17 protein-coding genes are annotated in these 21,122 nt (G+C 73.1%); 11 read left to right on the plus strand and 6 right to left on the minus strand.

What is annotated here, in order from left to right; all coding sequences use genetic code 11:
• Nucleotides 1-43 precede the first annotated feature (43 nt).
• The gene (locus tag ABT297_RS37060; RefSeq protein ID WP_350557247.1) at nucleotides 44-1,411 is read left to right on the plus strand and encodes a chitosanase; all 1,368 of its coding nucleotides are present in this window, start codon (nucleotides 44-46) and stop codon (nucleotides 1,409-1,411) included.
• Nucleotides 1,412-1,427: 16 nt separating this feature from the next.
• On the opposite strand, the gene ABT297_RS37065 is transcribed toward ABT297_RS37060, so the two are convergent.
• Nucleotides 1,428-3,653, minus strand: a complete 2,226-nt coding sequence (locus tag ABT297_RS37065) for a putative bifunctional diguanylate cyclase/phosphodiesterase (protein WP_350557248.1) — start codon at nucleotides 3,651-3,653, stop codon at nucleotides 1,428-1,430.
• Nucleotides 3,654-3,777: 124 nt separating this feature from the next.
• Here ABT297_RS37065 and ABT297_RS37070 point away from each other — a divergent pair, with 124 nt between their 5' ends.
• Together ABT297_RS37070 and ABT297_RS37075 are read left to right on the plus strand one after the other, a co-directional pair.
• On the plus strand, nucleotides 3,778-5,010 hold the full coding sequence (locus ABT297_RS37070) for a D-alanyl-D-alanine carboxypeptidase family protein (protein ID WP_350557249.1): 1,233 nt from the start codon (nucleotides 3,778-3,780) through the stop codon (nucleotides 5,008-5,010).
• A gap of 58 nt (nucleotides 5,011-5,068) precedes the next feature.
• Complete coding sequence (locus ABT297_RS37075; protein ID WP_350557250.1) at nucleotides 5,069-5,698, plus strand: acetoacetate decarboxylase family protein; 630 nt, start codon at nucleotides 5,069-5,071, stop codon at nucleotides 5,696-5,698.
• A gap of 45 nt (nucleotides 5,699-5,743) precedes the next feature.
• Here ABT297_RS37075 and ABT297_RS37080 read toward each other — a convergent pair whose 3' ends face one another.
• From ABT297_RS37080 to ABT297_RS37090, 3 genes are all read right to left on the minus strand, one after another.
• Nucleotides 5,744-7,504 (minus strand): EAL domain-containing protein, encoded by a 1,761-nt coding sequence (locus ABT297_RS37080; protein WP_350557251.1) that lies wholly within the window; start codon nucleotides 7,502-7,504, stop codon nucleotides 5,744-5,746.
• 417 nt (nucleotides 7,505-7,921) lie between these two features.
• Complete coding sequence (locus tag ABT297_RS37085) at nucleotides 7,922-8,734, minus strand: SAM-dependent methyltransferase (protein WP_350557252.1); 813 nt, start codon at nucleotides 8,732-8,734, stop codon at nucleotides 7,922-7,924.
• Between the two features lie 82 nt (nucleotides 8,735-8,816).
• Complete coding sequence (locus ABT297_RS37090) at nucleotides 8,817-11,288, minus strand: hypothetical protein (protein WP_350557253.1); 2,472 nt, start codon at nucleotides 11,286-11,288, stop codon at nucleotides 8,817-8,819.
• A gap of 205 nt (nucleotides 11,289-11,493) precedes the next feature.
• Between ABT297_RS37090 and ABT297_RS37095 the strand changes: the two genes are divergently transcribed.
• From ABT297_RS37095 to ABT297_RS37105, 3 genes are all read left to right on the plus strand, one after another.
• The gene (locus ABT297_RS37095; protein WP_350557254.1) at nucleotides 11,494-12,324 is read left to right on the plus strand and encodes an alpha/beta hydrolase; all 831 of its coding nucleotides are present in this window, start codon (nucleotides 11,494-11,496) and stop codon (nucleotides 12,322-12,324) included.
• 38 nt (nucleotides 12,325-12,362) lie between these two features.
• Nucleotides 12,363-12,719, plus strand: coding sequence for a tetratricopeptide repeat protein (locus ABT297_RS37100; RefSeq protein WP_350557255.1), 357 nt, complete (start codon nucleotides 12,363-12,365; stop codon nucleotides 12,717-12,719).
• Nucleotides 12,720-12,926: 207 nt separating this feature from the next.
• A complete protein-coding gene (locus tag ABT297_RS37105) occupies nucleotides 12,927-13,523 on the plus strand; it encodes a hypothetical protein (RefSeq protein ID WP_350557256.1) in 597 nt (198 codons plus the stop codon).
• 39 nt (nucleotides 13,524-13,562) lie between these two features.
• On the opposite strand, the gene ABT297_RS37110 is transcribed toward ABT297_RS37105, so the two are convergent.
• The gene (locus ABT297_RS37110; RefSeq protein ID WP_350557257.1) at nucleotides 13,563-14,744 is read right to left on the minus strand and encodes a cytochrome P450 family protein; all 1,182 of its coding nucleotides are present in this window, start codon (nucleotides 14,742-14,744) and stop codon (nucleotides 13,563-13,565) included.
• Nucleotides 14,745-14,801: 57 nt separating this feature from the next.
• Here ABT297_RS37110 and ABT297_RS37115 point away from each other — a divergent pair, with 57 nt between their 5' ends.
• Nucleotides 14,802-15,209: an SRPBCC family protein gene (locus ABT297_RS37115; protein ID WP_350557258.1), complete on the plus strand. Its 408-nt coding sequence runs from the start codon at nucleotides 14,802-14,804 to the stop codon at nucleotides 15,207-15,209.
• 1,545 nt (nucleotides 15,210-16,754) lie between these two features.
• Here ABT297_RS37115 and ABT297_RS37120 read toward each other — a convergent pair.
• Nucleotides 16,755-17,186, minus strand: coding sequence for an Lrp/AsnC family transcriptional regulator (locus ABT297_RS37120; protein WP_350557259.1), 432 nt, complete (start codon nucleotides 17,184-17,186; stop codon nucleotides 16,755-16,757).
• A gap of 119 nt (nucleotides 17,187-17,305) precedes the next feature.
• Here ABT297_RS37120 and ABT297_RS37125 point away from each other — a divergent pair, with 119 nt between their 5' ends.
• The 4 genes from ABT297_RS37125 to ABT297_RS37140 all read left to right on the plus strand — a co-directional run.
• On the plus strand, nucleotides 17,306-18,118 hold the full coding sequence (locus ABT297_RS37125; RefSeq protein ID WP_350557260.1) for a tryptophan 2,3-dioxygenase: 813 nt from the start codon (nucleotides 17,306-17,308) through the stop codon (nucleotides 18,116-18,118).
• A complete protein-coding gene (gene kynU, locus ABT297_RS37130; RefSeq protein WP_350557261.1) occupies nucleotides 18,118-19,347 on the plus strand; it encodes a kynureninase in 1,230 nt (409 codons plus the stop codon). Before ABT297_RS37125 ends, kynU begins: the two co-directional genes overlap by 1 nt.
• Nucleotides 19,344-20,657: an FAD-dependent oxidoreductase gene (locus tag ABT297_RS37135; protein ID WP_350557262.1), complete on the plus strand. Its 1,314-nt coding sequence runs from the start codon at nucleotides 19,344-19,346 to the stop codon at nucleotides 20,655-20,657. Before kynU ends, ABT297_RS37135 begins: the two co-directional genes overlap by 4 nt.
• Nucleotides 20,654-21,122: aldehyde dehydrogenase family protein (locus ABT297_RS37140; protein ID WP_350557263.1), on the plus strand; the 469-nt coding region annotated here is incomplete at its 3' end. The genes ABT297_RS37135 and ABT297_RS37140, both read left to right, overlap by 4 nt.

Raw genomic sequence — 21,122 nt, forward strand, 5'->3', positions numbered from 1 at the left:
CTGTCAGGCAAGTTACCTAACAGATAAGGTTTGGAGGCGCCTCGTGAACCACCCCCTCAGGCTGGCCGGCCTGGGCGCCGCGGCTCTGCTCACCGTCGGCACCGTGACGACCGTCCTGGTCATGCGCGGCGCCGACGCCGCCACGGAGACCCTGCTGTCGCAGGGCAAGCCGGCCACCTCGTCATCGGTGGAGTCACCGTCCCTCGGCGCCGCACTGGCGTTCGACGGCGACACGGGCACGCGGTGGGCCAGCGCGAAAGGATCCGATCCCCAGTGGATCCGCGTCGACCTCGGCGCGATCCGCGGCATCACGCGCGTGAACCTCAAGTGGGAGACCGCGTACGGCAAGGCGTACCGGATCGAGACCTCGGCCGACGGCGGCACGTGGCGCACGATCTACAGCACGAGCAACGGCGACGGCGGTACCGACGACCTGACCGGCCTGTCGGGCTCCGGCCGGTACGTGCGGCTCTACGGCACCGCCCGCGGCACGCAGTGGGGCTACTCGCTGTGGGAGTTCAAGGTGTACGGCAACGCCACCGAGAGCACCCCGACCGCGTCCCCGCCGGCCTCGGGCTCGGCGTCCGCGTCCCCGTCCGCCTCCGTGTCCCCGTCGCCCTCCGCGTCCCCGTCGGCCTCGCCGTCGCGCAGCGCGTCCGCCAGCGCCTCGCCGACCAGGAGCCCGACGTCCTCGCCGGGCAAGGACCTGTTCGACCCGCGCAAGAAGGACATCGCGATGCAGCTGGTGTCCTCGGCGGAGAACTCCTCGCTGAACTGGAAGGCGCAGTACAAGTACATCGAGGACATCGGCGACGGCCGCGGGTACACGGCCGGCATCATCGGCTTCTGCTCCGGCACCGGTGACATGCTCGAACTGGTCCAGCTCTACGCCCAGCGGGTGCCGGGCAACGTGCTGGCGAAGTACCTGCCGGCGCTGCGCGGCGTCAACGGCACCGCCTCGCATGCCGGGCTCGACCCGAACTTCACCGCGGACTGGAAGACCGCGGCGGCGGACCCGCAGTTCACCAAGGCGCAGGACGACGAGCGGGACCGGGTGTACTTCAACCCCTCCGTCAACCAGGCCAAGGCCGACGGCCTGCGCGCGCTGGGCCAGTTCATCTACTACGACGCGATCGTCATGCACGGCCCCGGCTCCAGCCCGGTCAGCTTCGGCGGCATCCGCAAGGCCGCCATGGCCAAGGCGAAGACGCCGGCGCAGGGCGGCGACGAGGCGGCCTACCTCAACGCCTTCCTCGACGCGCGGGTCGCGGCGATGAAGACCGAGGAGGCGCACAGCGACACCAGCCGGGTCGACACCGCGCAGCGGGTGTTCCTCAACAACCGCAACTTCGACCTCGACCCGCCGCTGAGCTGGAAGGTGTACGGCGACCCGTACAGCATCCCGGCGTAGCCGGCCGCGAGGGTCTTCAGAACCGGTCGCCGCCGAGGATCGAGGAGATCGCCTCGGCGGCGCCCGGCTTCGCGAACAGATAGCCCTGCCCGAGCTCGCAGCCGAGGTCCTGCAGCGTCGACCACTGCTCGGCGGTCTCGATGCCCTCCGCGACCGTCTGCAGCTGCAACGCCCGGCCCAGCTGCACGACCGCCTCGGCGAGGGTCGCGTCTCCCCCCTCGGCGGTGATCCCGTCGACGAACGAACGGTCGATCTTGAGGATGTCGACGGGGAAGCGCTTGAGGTACGACAGCGACGAGTACCCGGTGCCGAAGTCGTCGATCGCCAGACGTACCCCCAGAGCCTTGAGCCGCCCGAGGGTGCTGATGGTCGAGTCGGTGTCCTGCATGAGCAGCGACTCGGTGATCTCCAGGACGATCTGGTGCGGGTCGGCGCCGGTCTCGGCGAGGATCCCGGACACCTCCTCGACGAGCCCCTCGTGCTGGAACTGCCGGGGGGAGAGGTTGACGTTGACCCGGATGGCGGCCGCGTCCGGGAACTCCTCGCGCCACCTGGCCAGCTGCTCGCAGGCCTGGCGCAGCACCCACGCGCCGAGCGGCACGATCAGCCCGGTCGACTCGGCCAGCGGGATGAACGTGTCGGGCCCGAGCAGCCCGCGCGCCGGGTGCTGCCAGCGCACCAGCGCCTCCACGCCGATGAGCCGGCTGGTCGGCAGGTCGACGATCGGCTGGTAGTGGATCACGAACTGCTCGTCCGCCAGGGCCCGCTCGAGCTCGGCGCGGTCCTCGGCCTCGCGCAGGATGCCGGCGTACATCGCCGGGTCGAACAGCGTGTAGCGGTCCCGGCCGGCGCCCTTAGCGGCGTACATCGCCAGGTCGGCGTTGCGCAGCAGCTCGCCGGGGTCAGGCCCGCCGTCGCCGTCGCCGGCCTTGGCGGTGGCCACGCCGATGGAGGCGGAGCAGACCACCTCGCGGTTGCCCAGCCGCAGCGGCCGGCGGATCGCGGCGAGCAGCCGCTCGGCGAGGTCCATGGCCTCGATCTCGGTGACGTCCTCCACCAGGATCGCGAACTCGTCGCCGCCGAGGCGGGCCAGCGTGTCCGCGGCGCGCAACTGCTGGTGCAGCCGCAGCGCGGTGGTCGCGATGAGCTGGTCGCCGGCGGTGTGCCCGAGGCTGTCGTTGACGAGCTTGAAGTCGTCGAGGTCGACCAGCAGCAGCGTGATCCGCCCGCCCCCGCGGCGGTTGCGGGCGATGGCGTGCTCGAGCCGGTCGCGGAACAGGGCGCGGTTGGGCATGCCGGTCAGCGAGTCGGCGAACGCCTGGCGGGTCAGCTCCTCCTCGAGCTCCTTGCGCTCGGTGATGTCGCGGATGCTGACGACGGCGGCGTTCAGCGGCTCCTCGCCCATACGGTTGGTGCCGATGATCTCGACCCAGACCCAGGTGCCGTCGGCGCGACGGATCCGCGACTCGACCCGGGCGGTGTGCCCGGGCCCGCCCTCGGCGACCGCCAGCCACCACTCCATGCCGGTCGGCAGATAGTCGGGGTGGGTGATGTCCAGGAGCAGATCGCCGGTCAGGAACGCGGGGTCGTAGCCGAGCACGGTGCGCACCGACGGGCTCGCGTACGTCACGCCGCGGTCGAGCTGGATGGCCACGACAGCGTCGGAGGAGTTCTCCAGCAGCGCCCCGACCTTGCGCTCCGCGGTGCGCCGGGCCGCGTCCAGCCGCCTGCGGTTGCTCGCCGTGCGGGCGGAGAACCAGGTGACGCCGAGCATCAGCGCGACGCACAGCGCGGCGAGCGTGCCGGTCACCGGCCGGTCCCCGGCCACCACGAGACCCACGTAGCCGGCGATGCTGATCGCGCCCATGCCGATGACGTGGCGCTCGGTGGCCAGCGCCGCGGTCGAGACGAGGATGAGCGTCACGCCGGCCGGGTAGACGGCCAGCGCTGCGGCGTCGTAGGCGGCGAACGCCAGCAGCAGCGCCAGGTTGGCCAGCCACCATGCCACCATGACGGGGGGCAGCCAGCGCGCCTCCGCGTAGCGCTGCCACGGCAGCGCGGCCAGTGCCGCCTGCCCGGCCCCGCCCAGCACCATGAGCGCGACCAGCCAGGGGCCGCCGTACCGTTCGAGCTGGACGTGGACCGCCGCGATCAGGATGCACCCGACGCCGATCCAGGTCCCCAGCCTGAGCTGGCGGGCCCGGTAGTCGCATTCGTGCTGGTCCAGCGCGCTCTCCGACATGATCACACCGATCGGGCCGCCGCCTGCGATTCTGAGTGCGGTTGTGGTGCAGTCGCGGTAGCCGTGGCGGGGTCCGGCGCCGACCGGCCGCCGGGCGACGCCGAGGCTCGGTAGGCTGCGCGGCATGGGAGTCTGGCGTCTCATGGCCGCCGCGCCGGCCTCGGCCCTGCTGGCCCTGCCGGTCGGCCCGTTGCCACCGCCGGCGCTGGGTCCGTCGGCGAGCCCGGCGGCGGCGGTGCCGTGTCCGTACGCGACGATCCCGACGGTCCCGCCCACCCCGCCGTCGCCGCCGCGCGAGGAGTCCGCGCCGGTGATCGGCGGCGAACGGATGGCCACCACCGGCCTGGCCGTGGCGGTCGGCGCGCCCGCACCGCCGACCCTGTCGGCGATGTCGTGGGTGGTCGCCGACCTCGACACCGGCGAGGTGCTCGGCGCCTGCGCCCCGCACCTGCGCCGCCGCCCGGCGAGCGTGCAGAAGCTGCTGCTGGCCGCGACCGTGCTGCCGAAGCTGGACCCGGACCTGGTCGTCGAGGCGACGCCCGCGGATCTCGACCTGCCGGCGGACAGCTCGGCGGTCGGCATGGTCGTCGGCGGGCACTACCCGGTGTCCACGCTGTGGTACGGGCTGCTGCTGCAGTCCGGCAACGACACCGCGAACGCGCTCGCCCGGGTCGCCGGCGGGGACGGCGGCGTGCCGGCCACGATCGCGGCGATGAACGCCGAGGCCCGCCGGCTCGGCGCCGACGACACCCACGCGGTCACCCCGTCCGGCCTGGACGCGCCGGACCAGCTGACCAGCGCCTACGACCTGGCGCTCATCGCGCGGGAGGACTTCGACCGCCCCGCGTTCCTCAAGTACGACACGATGCAGCGCTTCCAGTGGCCGCCGCAGCCGCCGAAGGACCCGAAGGGCTTCCAGATCCAGAACGAGAACAAGCTGCTCACCGAGTACCCGGGGGCGCTGGGCGGCAAGACCGGCTTCACCGACGAGGCCCGCCACACCTACGTCGGCGCGGCCCAGCGGGGCGGTCGCCGGCTGGTCGTCACCATCATGGGCGCCGAGATCGTGCCGGCCCGGGCCTGGAAGCAGGGCACGATGCTGCTCGACTGGGGCTTCGCGCTGCCCGCCGGCACTTCCGTCGGCCACCTGGTCACCCCGCAGGAGGCGGCCGCGCTGCACGCACCGCCCTCGCCGAGCGCCTCGGCCGCGGCGGCCGCCGCCGAGGCGCGCCCAGCGGCGTCGAAGGGCGCGACCGGGGGTACTGTGGGCGCCCTGTCCGCCGCGGCCGCGGCCCTGGTCGGCGCGGCGGCCTTCGCGGCCGTCCGCGTCCGCCGCCGGGCCCAGGCTCGCGGATAGGGCCCACTCGATCGACGGTTGTCGTTGGCGGCCGGTCGCGGCGACGTAGAGTGCGGCTATGGCCTACCCGGCGGAGCCTTGGTCGCTGCGCGGCCGGATGTACGTGTCGGTCTGGTCGCTGCCCGTCGCCGACCTGCCCGAGCTGCCCCCGGAGCTCGCCGGCGCGGTGCGCGTGGTGCGCTTCGGCCGGCGGGCGGTGGTGGGCACCGCCTGGGTCGACTACCGCCCCGGCGGCGACATGAGCTACCGCGAGCTGCTCTCGGCGGTGCTGGTGCGGGCCGGTCTGCGCCCACGGGTGACGATCACCCACATCTGGGTCGACAGCCCCCGCTCCCGCGACGGCGGCCGGGCGCTGTGGGGCATCCCGAAGGACCTGGCCGAGTTCGAGCTGACCGGCGCGCGCGCCGCCGCCGCGACCGAGGCCGGGCCGATCGCCGCGGCGCGGCTGAGCCGGCGGGGCCCGGCGCTGCGGCTGCCGATCGGCTTCCGGGTCACCCAGGCCCTCACCGGCATGGCGAAGACCACGCCGGTGCGCGCCACGGCCCGCTGGGGCCCGGCCCGCGTCGCGTGGACGATCGAGCCGTACGGGCCGCTGCGCTTCCTGGCCGGCCGCCGGCCGCTGCTGTCGATGGTCGCCGACGACTTCCGGATGCGCTTCGGCGCCGGGGCGGCCCGGACCGCCGCGTAGCCGCCGGTGGGGCCCGGTCAGGCCGGCCCGGTCAGGCCGAGCTAGTCAGGCCGGTGGCCGGCGGAGGCCGAACAGGGTGTCGGCGGCGTCGCCGGTCATCGGCTTGCCGAGGGCGCGGCCTAGGCCGTGGTCGCAGTCGAGCAGCTGCAGGGCGGTGGTCTGGTCGCGGTGGTCGACGCCGGTGGCCGTGACCGAGATCGACAGGTCGTGGAACATCGCGATGAGCCACGTCGCCATGGACAGGCTGGACCGGTGCTCGGGCGAGGTCAGGGTGAGGCCCGTGATGAGCTGCGGGTGGAGCCGGACGCTGTGCACCGGGGTCGCGGTCAGGTTGGCGTGGCCCATGCCGACCTCGGTGACCGCGAGGCGCACGCCGGCGCGGTCGAGGCCGTCGAGGGCGAAGGCGATCGCGTCGGCCGGGTCGTGCAGCGCGTGCTCGGGCACGGCCAGGTGCAGCTTGGCCGGGGGCAGGCCGGTGCGCTCCAGCACGGCGATGACGGTCCTGACCAGGTCGGGGTGGCGCAGCTGGGCGGCGGTGAGGTCGAGGCTGACGATCGGCGCGGCGTCGTGGGCCTGCCACGCCGCCGCCCGGGCGCACGCGTCGGCGAGCAGCCGGTGGCCGAGCTGGAACAGCAGGCCGCTCTGCTCGGCCAGCTGCAGCAGCTCGGCCTCCGGCACCGGCCCGGTCGCCGGGTGCACCCAGCGGGGCAGCGCGTGCATGCCGGCGATGCCGTGGTTGTCGAGGCGGAGGATCGGCTGGAACGCCAGCGTGACCGCGCCCCCGGCGACCGCCTCGGCCAGCGCGTTGGCGCGCTGATGGCGGCGCAGGTGGGCGGTGGCCCGGCCCGGGTTGTACAGCGCCCATGCCGTGGCGTCGTGGCGCGCCCAGTCCAGCGCCATCGACGCCTGGCGCAGCAGCTCGCCCGCGCTCGCCCCGGCGGCGGCGTGCTCCACGATCCCGGCCCGGCCGGCGATCGGGACGTCATGGCCGTCGATCGGCCACGGGCTCAGCAGCGCACCCAGCGCCGCGTCGGCGGCCTTGACCGCCTCGTCCGGGCCGGTGGTGTCGGGCACGAGCAGGACGAAGGTGTCCCCGCCGAGGTGCGCGAGCTCGTGCCCGCGCTCCGCGGCGACGTCGCGGAGCCGGCCGGCGACGCCGAGCAGCAGCTGGTTGCCGGCGTCGTGGCCGAGGAGCTGGTCGACGGCGGTGAACCGGCGCAGGTTGATCAGGCACAGCCCGAGCCGCGAGCCGGGCGCCGCCGTGGCCGGCAGCGCGTCGAGGAGGGCGGTGAGGGCGGCGCGGTTGGGCAGGCCGGTCAGCGGGTCGTGCAGCAGCGCGTGGCGGACCTGCCGCTCCAGGTCGCGCTGCCGGTCCCGCCACGCGGAGCGCTCGCCGCGGTTGATCGACTCCGCGGCGGACCAGACCTCGGTGCGGATGGCGGTGGCGAACCCGTGGGCGAGCTCGTCGAGCAGCTCGGTTAGGCGGCCGGTCGAGCGGGCGTCGTCCAGCCCGGCGGCGCTCGGCAGCCCCTCGCGCAGCACCCGGAGGCTGACCAGCAGGACCTGCGGGTCGGCCAGCGCGGCCAGGACCATGTCCTGCCCGACCCGGTAGCCGGCCTGCCGGTCGAAGTCGCCGTCCCGCAGCGCGTCGACCAGCCGCTGGGCGAAGCCCTCCAGCAGCTGCCGGCGCCGGGCCCGCCCGCCGGGCACGAAGCTGACGCCGGCGGGCAGCGTGCGGTTCCAGATTGCGGCGACCGCCGCGACGGCCTCGTCGGGCGATCGCCGGATGCCCCCGGTGCCGATCACGCGTGGACTCGGATGTGGGCGCGGCAACGCGCCGGCGCTGGCTCCGTCATCAGATTCCTCCCGCGGGAACCCCCGCCTTCAGGCGGGGAGGAAACGGAACCCCTGCGGAGCAGGGCACGAAAAGCATGAACGTCGCGACCGGCCGCGGCCGGCCCGGTGCGGCACCACCCACGACCGCGACCTCAACGCGGCACGCAACCTGTTGGCCGCCGGGCTGGCGGTGTCTGCCTGTGGAGCCGGCGTAAGACCTCAACGGGAGCCCTCCCGGATGGGGCGGTCAGCGGTGAAACAGGAACCCCGTGGGGCGACCCTTTCCAGGACATCCAGGATATGAAGCGCGAAACCGGGGCATGTGAGTTGCCTCCAGTGAATGATTATGCCGGGCCGGGGCCCGGCCAATCCAGTCCTATCGCCGCATCACGGACGATCCGCGCCCTTGCGGGCCACGGCGGCGAGCAGCGGGGGGCGGGACATTTCGTCGTCCTCGGGGTCCGGGCGCCAGTCGGTGATCGGGACCAGTCCGGGCTCGACGACGCGCCAGCCGTCGAGCAGGCCGTCCACCTGCTCCGGGGTGCGCAGGTATACCGCGGTCGGGGTGCGCCGGTAGAGGCCGCTCACCTCGTCCTGCTCCGCCGCCTGCACCGTGGCCGGGATGCCGTGCGACAACGCGACGTAGCTGCCGGAGACCGCGGCCTCGTCGAAACGGCGGATGATGCCGCCCGGATCGTCGTCATCGGAGACGAAGTGCAGCACCGCGATGAGCAGCAGCGCCACCGGCTCGGAGAAGTCCAGCAGCGCGAGGACCTCGGGGTGGGCGAGGATCTCCTCCGGGCGGCGCAGGTCGCCGCTGATCGCGCTCGCGTGCGGGTTGCCGGCCAGGATGTGCCGGCTGTGGGCGACCGCGACGGGGTCGATGTCGACATACATCACCCGCGCCTCCGGCGCCACCGCCTGTGCCATCTGATGCACGTTGCCGAGGGTCGGGATGCCCGAGCCGATGTCGAGGAACTGGCGCACGCCCTGCTCGGTCAGCCACTGCACCGCCCGGCCGAGGTAGGCCCGGTTGGCGTGCGCGATCTGGAAGACGCCCGGCCAGGCCCGCTGCACGTCCTCGGCGAACTCGCGGTCGACCTGGAAGTTGTGGAGCCCGCCCAGCGTGTAGTCATAGACGCGCGCCGCGTTGGGCGTGGTGATGTCCACCCCGTCCGGTACCCATTCCGGCAACCCCACCGCGCCCCTCCCGTCAGCGTTGTGCGGCCAGCCGCTCGACGATACATCGACGCGCGTCCCGACGGGCCCGCGCCGGCGGCGATCAGCCTTCGGGCAACTGCGGGACCTCGGTGATCCAGGTGCGAGCCGCGGCCGGCAGGGCGGAGGCGCCCTTGGCATACGTGGCGATGCCCGTCATCAGGCCCGGCCACAGCGAGCCGCGCCACCGGCCGCCGAACGGGGTCAGCAGTACCAGGCGCCGGCCGTTCCACCAGCCGTGGGTCTCGGTGCCCGCGCTGCCGCGGACGGTGACGTGCGAGTCGGGGAAGTCCCGCAGCAGGTCCAGCACCAGCAGCGTGGTGCGGCGGGGGTCCTTGGTCGTCTCGACCAGCACGCCGCCGCCGCCGTCGGCCCGCTGTACGGTCCCCACCGCCCCCGGGATCGCGTCGACCGCGTCGTCGAACGGCGAGCGCACCAGCAGCTCCCCGGCGTCGGCGGCGATGTCCTCGGCGCGGAAGCCGGCCCCGAGGACCGCCCCGGCGAGCCCGTCCGCGTATCGGGCGACAAGATCCTCCGGCGCGGCTCGATCGAGCCGGACGGCCGCGCGCAGGTCCTCGAAGCCGGCCAGCGGCGCGAGCCGGTGCCCGTGATGGACGGCCGCGATCCCGACCGTGGCGAGCGCCGCCTGCTCGGCCCAGAACGCCTCGTCGTCGGCCGCGATGAGCGCGTCGAGCCCGGCGGCGACGAGGGGTGTCCAGTCCTGCGGCGCGGGCCACAGCCCGGCGGCGGCGAGCACGAGCACGAGCCGGAACGCGGCGAGCCGGGCCGGCAGCGGCCACCCGGCGGCGGCGCCCCCGAGCCGGAGCACCTGCTGCCTGAGACGGTCGCGCCCCGGGCCGTCGAGCCCGGCGATCGCCGCCGCCACGCTGGGTTCCTCGTGCCCGGCTGTACTGCCCGCCGCGGCCGTGATCGCCGTGGCCGGTTCCTCGCCCGCCGCGGCCCGGATCGCGACGCGGCCGAAGGCCAGGTCCAGCAGCGCCGGACCGACGAGGGCGCGCAGCCTCGCCTCCTCGCTCGAGCGGCGCTCCCGCGCGGGCACGCCGTGGCGCACCGTCCGCCCGGTCGCCAGCTGCGCCACCGCGGTGAACAGCGCCTCGAGGCGCGCGGCGTCGCCGAGCACGGCCGGCAGCGGCAGGGTCTCCAGCGGGGACGGGTGGCTGAACCGGCTCACCGCGCCCGCGACGTCGGTGACGACCGTCGCGCCGAGGTCGGTGCCGTCGGCCGCCCTGACCCGCGCGGTGCGGCCGTCGAGGGCCGGGCCGTCCGGGCCGCCAGGGCTGTCCGAGGCGTACGTGTGCAGGCGCCCCGCCGCCCCCGTCCACGGCAGCTTCGCCGTCGCGTCGCCCACCGTCACCACGAGCCCGTCCGGCGCCGTCGTTCCGGCCGCGACCAGGCTCGCCTCGATCCGGTCGGCGAGCAGCCGCACCCCGAGGAGCCGGGCGACGGCGGGTGCGGCGGCCGGGGCCGGGCGCACCCGCAACGCGTCGTCGTCGAGGGCGATCTCGCGGGCGTCCGGCGCGTCCACAAGGGACTCGGTCACCTCCAGCAGCAGCCCGAGTTCGCAGTTACCGCCGGGCTCGGCGCTCGTGCACAGCAGCGCCTCCGGGGTGCAGTCCAGGCCGCCGGTGACGAGGACGCCCGCGCCGTCGGTCCACCACTCGATGGCGCCGGCGTGGTGGTGCCTCGGCCCGTCCGGCATCCGCACCTCGGGCTCCTCGATGTCGCCCGCCGTGGCGGCGTCCGCACCGGTCCCGGCCTCGTCGAGCGCCACCAGGAGGCCCACGGGGTCGCAGCGCACGCCCGAGGGAAGCAGCAGCCGGACGCGCGCCGCCCGCACGTTGCGCACGATCTCGCCGAGCGCCCGCCCGGCCGCGTCGAACGCGGGCGCGGTCACGCTCAGCCGGTCCGCCCCCGACGGGAACGGCAGCTGCTCGACGATCGGCACCAGGTCGTTGGTGAGCAGGAGCGGCTCGTCCGCCTCGGTGGCGTGCGGCCGGGCGGTCAGCAGCTTCGCCACCGCCGCGAGCCGCTCGACGCCGAGCGGCTCGATCCACAGCTGCTCCGGCAGCCGCAGCAGCCACTCCGCGAGGTCGGTGATCAGCGTCGGCACCGTCGCCCCGTGGGCCCGCAGGTGCGTCCACGCCTCGGCGTTACGCAGCCAGCCGTCCGGGGTCGCGTCGCCGGAGCCGATCGACACCACGGCCGCGGCCGGCGACGCGGAGACGACCAGCCGCGGCCGGAAGGCCCCGCCGGATCGCATCACGACCGGTACGGGCAGCACGTCGCGCACCGCGGCCGCCCCGCCACCGGGCGGTGCGTCGTCGTCGCCCGCCGCGGCGTCGTACACGACGGTGATCCGTGCTCCCGCCGCCCGCGCCGGGCGGAGGCACTCCTCGACGAACGCCAGGTCACAGTGGTGCGTGAGGACCAGCACCTCCTCGGCGCCGTCGAGCAGCGACGCGGGCGTCTGTGGGCTGTCGGCCGTGGCCGTCCATGCCGGGCCAGCTGTCAGCAACCTTCGGCTCCCTTCCGCGGCAACACCCTTGACAGATATACCTCGACGCCACGACCGTCCGCATCAGGCAGATCGGGCACGTGATTGGCCTGGGCGCCTCTCTTGTGGTGATTTCGGACGTCCAGACGGTACCGGCTGGGCCGTGCTCGCCGATCCCGAGGGCTGCTCCTTGCGAACGGGCGTCGACGCGGCGCACCATGCTGCCATGCAGCGCGATGAACTCGCCCTCACCGGCGGTGGCGGCGTCCGGATCGTGTACGACGCCTGGCTGCCCGAGCGGGGCGTCAGCGGCGTCGTGGTCCTGTCCCACGGGATGGGCGAGCACGCCCGGCGGTACGACCACGTCATCGCGCGCCTCGGCGAACTCGGTCTCGCCGTGTACGCGCCGGATCACCGTGGGCACGGACGCTCCGGCGGCAAGCGCCTGCTCGCGCGCCGCATCGCCGAGTACACGGACGACCTCGACGTGTTGTTCGCCGAGGTCCGCCGCCGCCATCCCGGCCAGGTGCCGTTCCTGATCGGGCACAGCATGGGGGCGATGATCGCCCTGACGTACGCGCTGGATCACCAGGCCGGCCTGCGCGGACTCGTGCTGTCCGGCACGCCGGTCCGGCCCGGCAAGGGCATCCCGAAGCCCGCGATCGCGGTCGCCAAGGTGCTCGGCCGCGTCGCCCCGAGCGCGCCGGTGCAGTCGCTGCCGTCCAGCCTGATCTCCAAGGACCCGGCGGTCGTCGCGAAGTACGACGCCGACCCGCTCGTGCACCACGGCAAGGTCCCGGCCGGCCTCGGCGGCGCGATGCTGACCCAGATGGCCGTCCTCCAGCGGCGCCTGCCCGAGCTGACGCTGCCCACGCTCGTGCTGCACGGCTCCGAGGACGGCCTCGTCGACGCCGAGTCGAGCCGGCTCATCGCGGCGCGGGCGGGATCGAAGGATCTGACACTCCACGTGTACGACGGGTTGCACCACGAGGTGTACAACGAACCCGAGCAGGACCGCGTCCTCGACGACCTCGACGGCTGGCTCAAGGTCCACTGAGGGAACAACCCCGGCCCGGGCGGACGTTGCAAGCTGGCATGAACGACGTGATCGCCGAGTACCGCAGGGGAGTCCTCTACTTCGACGCCGGTGACCCGATCGAGGCGGCGAAGATCCTGTCCGCCGTCCTTTCCGAGGAGCCCGGCAACGCCGAGGTGCGCCTGTGGCTGGCGCGTGCCTACTTCGCGTCCGCCCAGCTCAAGCGCGCCGAGCGGCACCTGCGCGCGCTGGTCGACCGGGACCCGAGCGACCACTACGCGTGCCATCTGCTGGGCCGCACCCTCGAGCGCCAGAACCGTCCGAAGGAGGCGCTGCCGTTCCTGCGCCTGGCGGCGGCGATGTCCGCGGTTCCCGACTATTCGGCGGCGGTACGCCGGGTGGCTGGATCCTCCTGACGCGCTGGGGCATCTCGTCCGCGACCCTCCGACCGGCTCTGCCCGGGGCGCCCCTTCGGGGTCGCCTCCGGCGGGGCCGTCGGAGGCGACGTTTGTCCGGCCTTGTCCGGCTTGCCTGACCGGTATCGCCCGGCCCGTCGCCCGCCGCACGAATTCGGGAGGCCCGGGGGCAGCGCGCCGACCGAAGATCGCCTACGGTGGCCACTCGTGAAGCACTATCCGTGGGGCGCGCTGTTCAAAGGGATCTGGCGGACGCTCCTCGCACTCGCGGTGACGACGGGCTTCGTCATCGGCACCGGCATCCTCGCCGGCGGTCCAAGCTTCACCTGGCTGGCGGTGGGCTCAGCGCTGTCGCTGGTGGCCGCCGTGCCCGGCTACCTGCTGTATCGGCTCGGCGCCCCCGACCACACCGTCGGCAACCGCGTGGTCATGCTGCTCGTGCTGACGCTCGCCTCGTGGCTGGCCGCCCTGCTGGTGCTGCCCGCCTACATGTCGCGCGAGGGCACCCCGACGGATGCCGTCGTCACGCAGGTCGTCCGCGGGCTGAGCAGCGTCTCGGAGGAGAGGTTCCCGGCCTACCGGGTCGCCGACGCCTCCACCGGCAAGGACCTCGGCCGGCTGCGCTTCCTCGACTCCGAACCGAAGCCCGGCGACCAGGTCCGCGTCCGCGTCGACCCGCGCGGCTGGTTCAACGTCACCGTCGTCGACCCGACCGGCCGGTTCATCAAACTGACCGCCCTCGTCGTGGGCGTGCTGGGTCTGGTCGCCTTGTTCCTCGGCGTCGGCGGCCACATACCCGACTGAACCCCGCCGACCGGCGTGCGGCACCACCGGGCGTGGGCCTCACAGCAGGACCGGCAACGCCACCGTGCCGCGGATCAGCGTGCCGGGCCGCCACGTCACCTCGGACGGCGGCACCGCCAGGCGCATGTCCGGGAACGCCGTCAGGAGGTCGGTGAAGGCGATCTGCGCCTCCAGCCGGGCGAGGGGCGCGCCGAGGCAGTAGTGGATGCCGTATCCGAACGCGAGGTGCTGGTTGTCCGGCCGGCCCAGGTCGAACTCGTCCGGCGCCGGGAACCGGTCCGGGTCCCGGTCGGCGGACAGCAGCGAGATCGCGACCATGGCACCGGCCGGGATCGTCACCCCACCGTAGGTGACCGCCTCCGTGGCCGTGCGCGACGTCGCGGTCTCGACCGGGCTCTCCAGCCGCAGGAACTCCTCGATGGCCGCCGGGATCAGCGACGGGTCCTCCCGCAGGCGCCGGTGCGCGTCCGGGAGCGTCAGCAGGGTGTACATCCCGTTGCCGATGAGGTTCACCGTGGTCTCGTGCCCGGCGAACAGCAGCAGGAACGCCATCGACGTGAGCTCGTCCTCGCTGAGGCGGTCGTCCTCGTCCCTGGTCGCGACCAGCGCGCTGAGCAGGTCGTCCGCCGGGGCGGCGCGCTTGCGCTCGATCAGCCCCCGCAGATATCCCACGAAGGCCGCGGCCGCCTCGGGCACCCCTGCGCCGCCGGCCGAAGCCGACACCATCACCGCCGTCCAGCGCCGGAAGTCCGCCTGGTCCTCGATCGGCACGCCGAGCAGCTCGCAGATCACCTGGATCGGCAGATGGACGGCGTACTCCTCGACGAGGTCCACGCCGTCCTTGTCGCGCAACGGCTCGATCAGGGCCGCGCTCAGCTCGCCGATGCGCGGGCGGAGATCCTCGACCCGCCGTGCCGTGAACACCTTCGCCACCAGCCGGCGCAGCCGCGTGTGGTCCGGCGGGTCGTTGGCCAGCAGGTGGTGCGTCAGCGGCGAGCGCACCGGAGCGGCCAGCGCGCGTGAGTTGTCGCCGACCCCCAGCCGCTTCGACAGGCGCGGATCGGCGAGCGCGGTCTTGCAGTCCGAGTATCTGGTAACCAGCCATACCTCCATGCCGTTGGGCAGGGTCACCGCACGCACCGGTGCCTCCTGCCGCAGCGCGGCATACACGGGGTGGGGATCGTTCCAGAACTCCTGGGTGAACAGCGTCGGCGACGTCACGCATCAACCGTAACGAATTCAGCCATCGGTGGGAATCATCGTGCGGATCGTGGCAGGATGACCGGCGTGGCGAGCGAGTCGAGGCATCTCAGCGTTCACGTCGAGCGGCCACCGGCCGAGGTCTACGCGTATGCCGCGGACCCGCTGCACCTGCCCGAATGGGCGCCCGGCCTGTGCACCGCCGTCGAGCGCGACGCGCAGCGCTGGTTCGCCGACTCCGGGATGGGCCGGATCGAACTGACCTTCACGCCCGCCAATCCGTATGGTGTGCTCGACCACGACGTGCTGCTTCCCGGCGGGGAGACGTTCCACAACCCGATGCGCGTGCTGCCCCACGACGACGGCAGCGAGCTCGTGTTCACGTTGCGCAGGCAGCCCGGGATGACGGACGCCGACTTCGAGCGGGACGCCGCCGCGGTCCAGGCCGACCTCGAAGCGCTCAAACGCGTCGTCGAGTCGCGCTGATGGCACGAAACGCCACGCTCATTCGTGCCGTGTCCGGCGCCCTCGTTGCCGGTGTCAGCCCGGGTGGGTAGGTGCGGCGCTGGGCGCAGCTCCAGTCGTGCGGATGCCTTGGTGGCGCGTCGGCTTTGACGCTGGTCGTGGTATCGGCGAGGCGGTCAGCGCTTCGTGCAGGTGGGGCCTGGGCGGCCCGGGAGACGCCGCACCCGGCTTTATCCGCGTTTTGCGGAACCACACCAGCGCCAGCAGCGCTTGGTAGCAGCAGGTCAGCGCCCGGGTTCCGCGGCGAGTGCGGCGTTCGGTGGCCAGCAGGCGCGACACGGCAAAGGACAGCGCGATAGGCACCACGGACGGAGTCCTCATCCGTAGGTGGATCTTCGAGGGTTTCGCCCAACTTCCAGCACTGTCCGACGTGGACGGTTTGCCCGTTGCGGTCAACTCCGACGGCATGCTCGCTGAGATCACGTCATTCGGGAATCTGCACCGGTGGTCCATTGGGACAGCGGTTGCTTGTTTTTGCCGTGCGGAGCATTCGGCGGAATTGCCGATCGGCCGTGCGCGGCATTGTCGAAAGTCGGCCGCGATGCACCGGTGGCCGTATATTTCCGCGAACCTTTGATGCGTTGCCGGACCGGCGGGCCGGCGCACCTGTGGCGTGCGTGCACGACGACGCTTCGGGACGGGAGTGGGCCTTCCGGCGCCGTCCACCTGGCGCGGCGCGGGTTCGCAGTCGTTGGCCGCGGTGCTGCTCGCGGGACGTTGTGTCTGGTCAGGTTGTGCCTGGTCAGGCGGCGTGACGGGCGGGGGCGGCGACGGCCCCTGCACCGATCCGCCACGCTGGTCGCTGACCGTCGGCGAGGGGCCACCGCGCACGCGGCGGAGCTTCTCGGCGTGACGTCTGGCCAGGCCCCATTCCCGATGCCGTGCATGCTCGCGGCGGAACTGCTCCTTCGCCGGAGAATAACGACGTGACCTGGTCCTGTCACGCATGGCAGCCAACTCCGCCCTTGAAAACAATCCCAGCTGCCCCATGCATGCAATTATCCCAGAACCCGACCGAAACCACCGCCCCGAACGGCAGCCCATAATGAGGGATCTCAACGAGGATGCCCTTGGTGGATCAGTGCTCACCACAAGATCCTTCTCCACGGTGAGGTCGAATACCGTTGTCTTGAGCGTCGTGGAAAAGGCGCGGCGGTGACCGTGTCAGGTGTGGACCGGGAAGATGCGCGACTTCCCAGGTGATGTCCGGGCACGTGTGAATGCGTGGCCGATACCGTTCGCCGGGCGACCGGTGGCGAGAGGGAGGACTCCAAGCGGCGGGAAACCGTAAGGAGCAGAGTACCGACGCGTGGCACGCTGGCGGACTCGCCCGGAGTAGCTGTGATCCGCCTGCGTATCGCAGTGGGGCTGGCGACATCCCCAAGCAGCTGATCTGGGCTGCGTGGCTGAAGGTAAAGGTAACGGCGGAGCGGCCGGGGCCGACGGCGTGACGATCGAGCAGTTCGAGGAAAGGTTGGCTGGCAACGTAATGTGGCGCCGAACGTGTCAGGGCGACAGGGGGCGCCAGCGCAGCGGGGTCGAGAGCACCATCGTGCTCGACGGCTGGCCGTATGGGGCCAAGCGATCGATCGTCGACTCGAAGTCCTCCATCGAGGCCGTCACGACCTTCAGGATCGAGCACGCGTCGCCGGTCACCCGGTGGATCTCCAGCACCTCCGGCCACTCGAGCACGCCGGGATCGCGCAGCACGCAGCGCGCGCCATAGCACGACATTCTGATCAGCGCGACCACGTGCCGGCCGGCCTTGGTCAGGTCGACGTGTGCGTGGTAGCCGGTGATCACGCCGGCGGACTCCAGCCGGCGCACCCGCTCGGCGACGGCCGGCGGCGACAGGTGGACCCGGCGCGACAGCTCGGAGTAGGACAGCCGGGCGTCGTCCTGCAGCTCGCGCAGCAGCGCCCAGTCCATGTTGTCCACGGGCACCTTCCGTTCCGAAACCCGATCGTGCGCTACGGTTTGCGCCCCGCACGTGAGCAGCGTAAATGACCGTTGATCCACTATTTCGCGCAGGTGGGTCGCGGTAAGACGATAGGGCTGTGAGTGGTCCGAGCCTCGACTTCGCCGACCGGGTCCCATACGACGCGTACGTCCATGCCAGCACGCTGCACTCGCTGCAGCAGCCGCTGAGCAAGGACCCCGGCGAGATGTCCTTCCTGATGGTCAGCCAGGTGATGGAGCTGTGGTTCGGGCTCGCGCGCCACGAGCTGCGCGACACCCAGCGGCTGCTGCGCGAGGACGACGTGTGGGGCGCCGTCGCCACGCTGCGGCGCATCAAGCTCGACCTGGACGGGCTCATCGCGGCCTGGAACGGACTGCGCTGGATGACGCCGGCCGACTTCAACCGCTTCCGCGGCCAGCTCGGCGAGGCGTCCGGCTTCCAGTCGGCGATGTACCGCCACCTGGAGTTCCTGCTGGGGCTCAAGAGCGAGCCGCTGATCCGCCCGTTCAAGCGGCAGGCCGACCTGTACGACGACCTGATCGTCGCGCTGGCCGCGCCGAGCGTGTGGGACGACGTCACCGCCATGCTCGCCCGGCGCGGCTTCGACATCCCGGCCGAGTTCCTCGCGCGCGACCACGCGCGGGAGTACGAGCCGTCGCCGGCCGTCGAGCGGGCCTGGGTGGAGATCTACCGCGACGACCGCGGCGACAACCCGCTCTACGCGCTCGGTGAGGCGCTCACCGACGTCGCGGAGGCGTTCGGCGACTGGCGGTACAAGCACCTGACCGCCGTACAGCGAACAATGGGGAACAAGCCCGGCAGCGGCGGCTCCTCCGGCGCGGCCTGGCTGACCCGCAGCATGGCCCGGGTGGTGTTCCCCGAACTGTGGTCCGCACGGACGATGATCTGATGACGCACACCGAAGACGACACAGAGGCCGAGGCCCGCCGGCTCGACGCCGGCGACCCCGGGCACCGGGAGCTGTTCCTCGTGCCGCCGGCCGAGGGCGGCGACTACCCCGAGACGGCGTACCTCGCCGGCAACTCGCTCGGCCTGCAGCCCCGCGCCGTGCGGGGTGAGCTGCTCGAGGAGCTCGACGCGTGGGCCCGGCTCGGCGTCGAGGGGCACCTGGAGGCCGAGCGGCCCTGGCTGCCCTACCACGAGCTGCTGCGCGAGCCGGCGGCCCGGCTGGTCGGCGCGCTCCCGGCCGAGACGGTGGTGATGAACTCGCTGACCGTCAACCTGCACCTGCTGATGGTGTCGTTCTACCGGCCGGCCGGCGGCCGCACGCTGATCGTCGTCGAGGACACGGCGTTCCCGTCGGACAGCTACGCGGTCCGCAGCCAGGCCGCCTTCCATGGCCTCGATCCGGACCGTACGGTCGTGCGCACCGACGACCCGATGGCGACGATCCGCGAGCACGGGGACCGCGTCGCGCTGGTACTGCTGGGCGGGGTCAACTACCTCACCGGCGAGCTGCTGGACATCCCGGGGATCACGGCGGCCGGGCACGCGGCCGGTGCGGTCGTCGGGTGGGACCTGGCGCACGCGGTCGGCAACGTGCCGCTGCGGCTGCACGAGTGGGGCGTCGACTTCGCCGCGTGGTGCTCGTACAAGTACCTCAACAGCGGGCCGGGGGCGGTGGCGGGCGCGTTCGTGCACGAGCGGCACACCGGTGGCGCCCTGCCCCGCTTCGAGGGCTGGTGGAGCACCGAGCCGGCGACGCGGTTCGAGATGGCGCCGGTGTCCCGCCCGCCGAGGACCGCCGACGCATGGCAGGTGTCCAACCCGCCGATCCTGGCGATGAGCCCGGTGCGCACATCCCTGGCGCTGTTCGACACGGTGGGCATGCCGGCGCTGCGGGCGCGCAGCGAGCGGCTCACCGAATACCTGCAGACGCTGCTGGACCAGATCGGGGCCGAGGTCGTGACGCCGCGCGACCCGGCGCGGCGCGGCTGCCAGCTGTCGCTGCGCGTCGCCGACGCCGGCGGGCTGAGCAAGGCCCTGCGGCACCGGCACGGGGTGATCGCCGACAGCCGCGAGCCCGACATCGTGCGCCTCGCTCCGGTGCCGCTGTACTCCACGTATCATGACTGCTGGCGGGCGGCCGCGGCCATCGCGCGCGAGGTGGGGGCATGAAGGACGTCGCCGTGATCGGTGCGGGGCTCACCGGCAGCCTGCTCGCCTGCTTCCTGGCCCGGCGCGGGCACGCCGTGACCGTCTACGAGCGCCGGCCCGACCCGAGCACCACCGGGCCGGAGCGCGGCCGGTCGATCAACCTGGCGCTGTCGGAGCGGGGCATCGACGCACTGCGCCGGATCGGCCTGCAGCAGCGGGTGCTCGTCGACGCGCTGCCGATGCGCGGGCGGATGATCCACCCGGTCGCCGGCGAGCTGGACTTCCAGCAGTACAGCCTCGACGGCCGGTGGGCGATCAACTCGATCAGCCGGGGCGCGCTGAACAACGCGCTGCTCGACGCGGCCGGCGCCACCCGCGGGGTGCGGATCGTCTTCGAGCACCGGCTGACCGGCCTCGACCCGCTAGTGTTCGCGACGCCGGCCGGCGAGGTGAAGGCGAGCGCCGACGTCGTCATCGGCGCCGACGGCGCGGGCAGCGCGGTGCGCGGCGAGCTGCTCGGCCTGGGGCTGCTCGACGAGTCCCTCGACTTCCTCGACTACGGCTACAAGGAGCTGACGATCGCGGCGGGCCCGGACGGCGACTTCGCCCTGGACCCCGGCGCGCTGCACATCTGGCCGCGGGGCACGTCGATGATGATCGCGCTGCCCAACCCCGACCGCACGTTCACCTGCACGCTCTTCTGGCCGGGCGGCGGCACGGCGAGCTTCGCGTCGCTGGGCAGCCCGGCCGCGATCGAGCGGCACTTCCGGGCGGTCTATCCGGACGTGGTACCGCTGATGCCGAACCTCGTCGACGACTATCGGCTCAACCCGGTCGGCCTGCTCGGCACGGTCCGCTGCGGCCCGTGGCAGGCGGCGACGCCGGGCGGCCCGGTCGGCCTCATCGGCGACGCGGCGCACGCGATCGTGCCGTTCTACGGGCAGGGCGCCAACTGCGGCTTCGAGGACTGCGTCGTGCTCGACCGGGTGCTCGACGAGACCGGCGACGACTTCGCCGCCGCGCTGCCGCTGTTCGAGGCGCGGCGCCGCGACGACGTCGAGGCGATCGCCACGATGGCGCTCAACAATTTCGTGGAGATGCGGGACAAGGTGGCCTCGCCGGTCTTCCAGCTCGGGAAGAGGATCGAGCACGCGCTGGAACGTGCGCTGCCCGGCCGGTACGTCTCCCGCTACGAGCTGGTCTCGTTCAGCACCACGCCCTACGCTCAAGTGCGTGACCGGGTGCGGCGCCAGCACCAGGTGCTCGGGGCGGTCGGCGCCCTCGCGATCGGCGCGATCGGCGCCGCCGTGGTCAAGGGGTGGCGGCGATGATACTGCGGCACTTCATCGGCGGGCACTTCGTCGCCGCCGGTCCGGCGTTTCCGAAACTGAGCCCGGTCACCGGCGACCTCGTCACCGAGGTGTGCGAGGCGGACGAGTCCACCGTGGACGCCGCGGTGGCGGCGGCACGGTTGGCCATTCGCGGCCCGTGGGGGCGCACCGGCGAACTGGAGCGCGCGGCCGTGCTGCGCCGGATCGCCGACGAGCTCGAGCGGCGCTTCGACGACCTGGTCGCTGCCGAGGTCGCCGACACCGGCAAGCCGGTGAGCCAGGCACGCACGCTCGACATCCCGCGCGGGGCGGCCAACTTCCGCGCGTTCGCCGACATCGTCGCCGCGTCGCCCGCCGAGTCGTTCACCACCGTCACCGCGACCGGCGGGCGCGCGCTCAACTACGCGGTGCGCAAGCCGGTCGGCGTGGTCGCGATCGTCGTGCCGTGGAACCTGCCGCTGCTGC

It is taken from the genome of Dactylosporangium sp. NPDC000555, assembly GCF_040300025.1.
GTDB lineage: Bacteria > Actinomycetota > Actinomycetes > Mycobacteriales > Micromonosporaceae > Dactylosporangium.

Excerpts from the sequence above, each read along its gene's own strand:
- ABT297_RS37065 (WP_350557248.1), bottom strand. The coding sequence starts at position 3,653 with ATGTCGGAGAGCGCGCTGGACCAGCACGAATGCGACTACCGGGCCCGC.
- ABT297_RS37070 (WP_350557249.1), top strand. The coding sequence starts at position 3,778 with ATGGGAGTCTGGCGTCTCATGGCCGCCGCGCCGGCCTCGGCCCTGCTG.
- ABT297_RS37075 (WP_350557250.1), top strand. The coding sequence starts at position 5,069 with ATGGCCTACCCGGCGGAGCCTTGGTCGCTGCGCGGCCGGATGTACGTG.
- ABT297_RS37095 (WP_350557254.1), top strand. The coding sequence starts at position 11,494 with ATGCAGCGCGATGAACTCGCCCTCACCGGCGGTGGCGGCGTCCGGATC.
- ABT297_RS37100 (WP_350557255.1), top strand. The coding sequence starts at position 12,363 with ATGAACGACGTGATCGCCGAGTACCGCAGGGGAGTCCTCTACTTCGAC.
- ABT297_RS37115 (WP_350557258.1), top strand. The coding sequence starts at position 14,802 with ATGACCGGCGTGGCGAGCGAGTCGAGGCATCTCAGCGTTCACGTCGAG.
- kynU (WP_350557261.1), top strand. The coding sequence starts at position 18,118 with ATGACGCACACCGAAGACGACACAGAGGCCGAGGCCCGCCGGCTCGAC.
- ABT297_RS37135 (WP_350557262.1), top strand. The coding sequence starts at position 19,344 with ATGAAGGACGTCGCCGTGATCGGTGCGGGGCTCACCGGCAGCCTGCTC.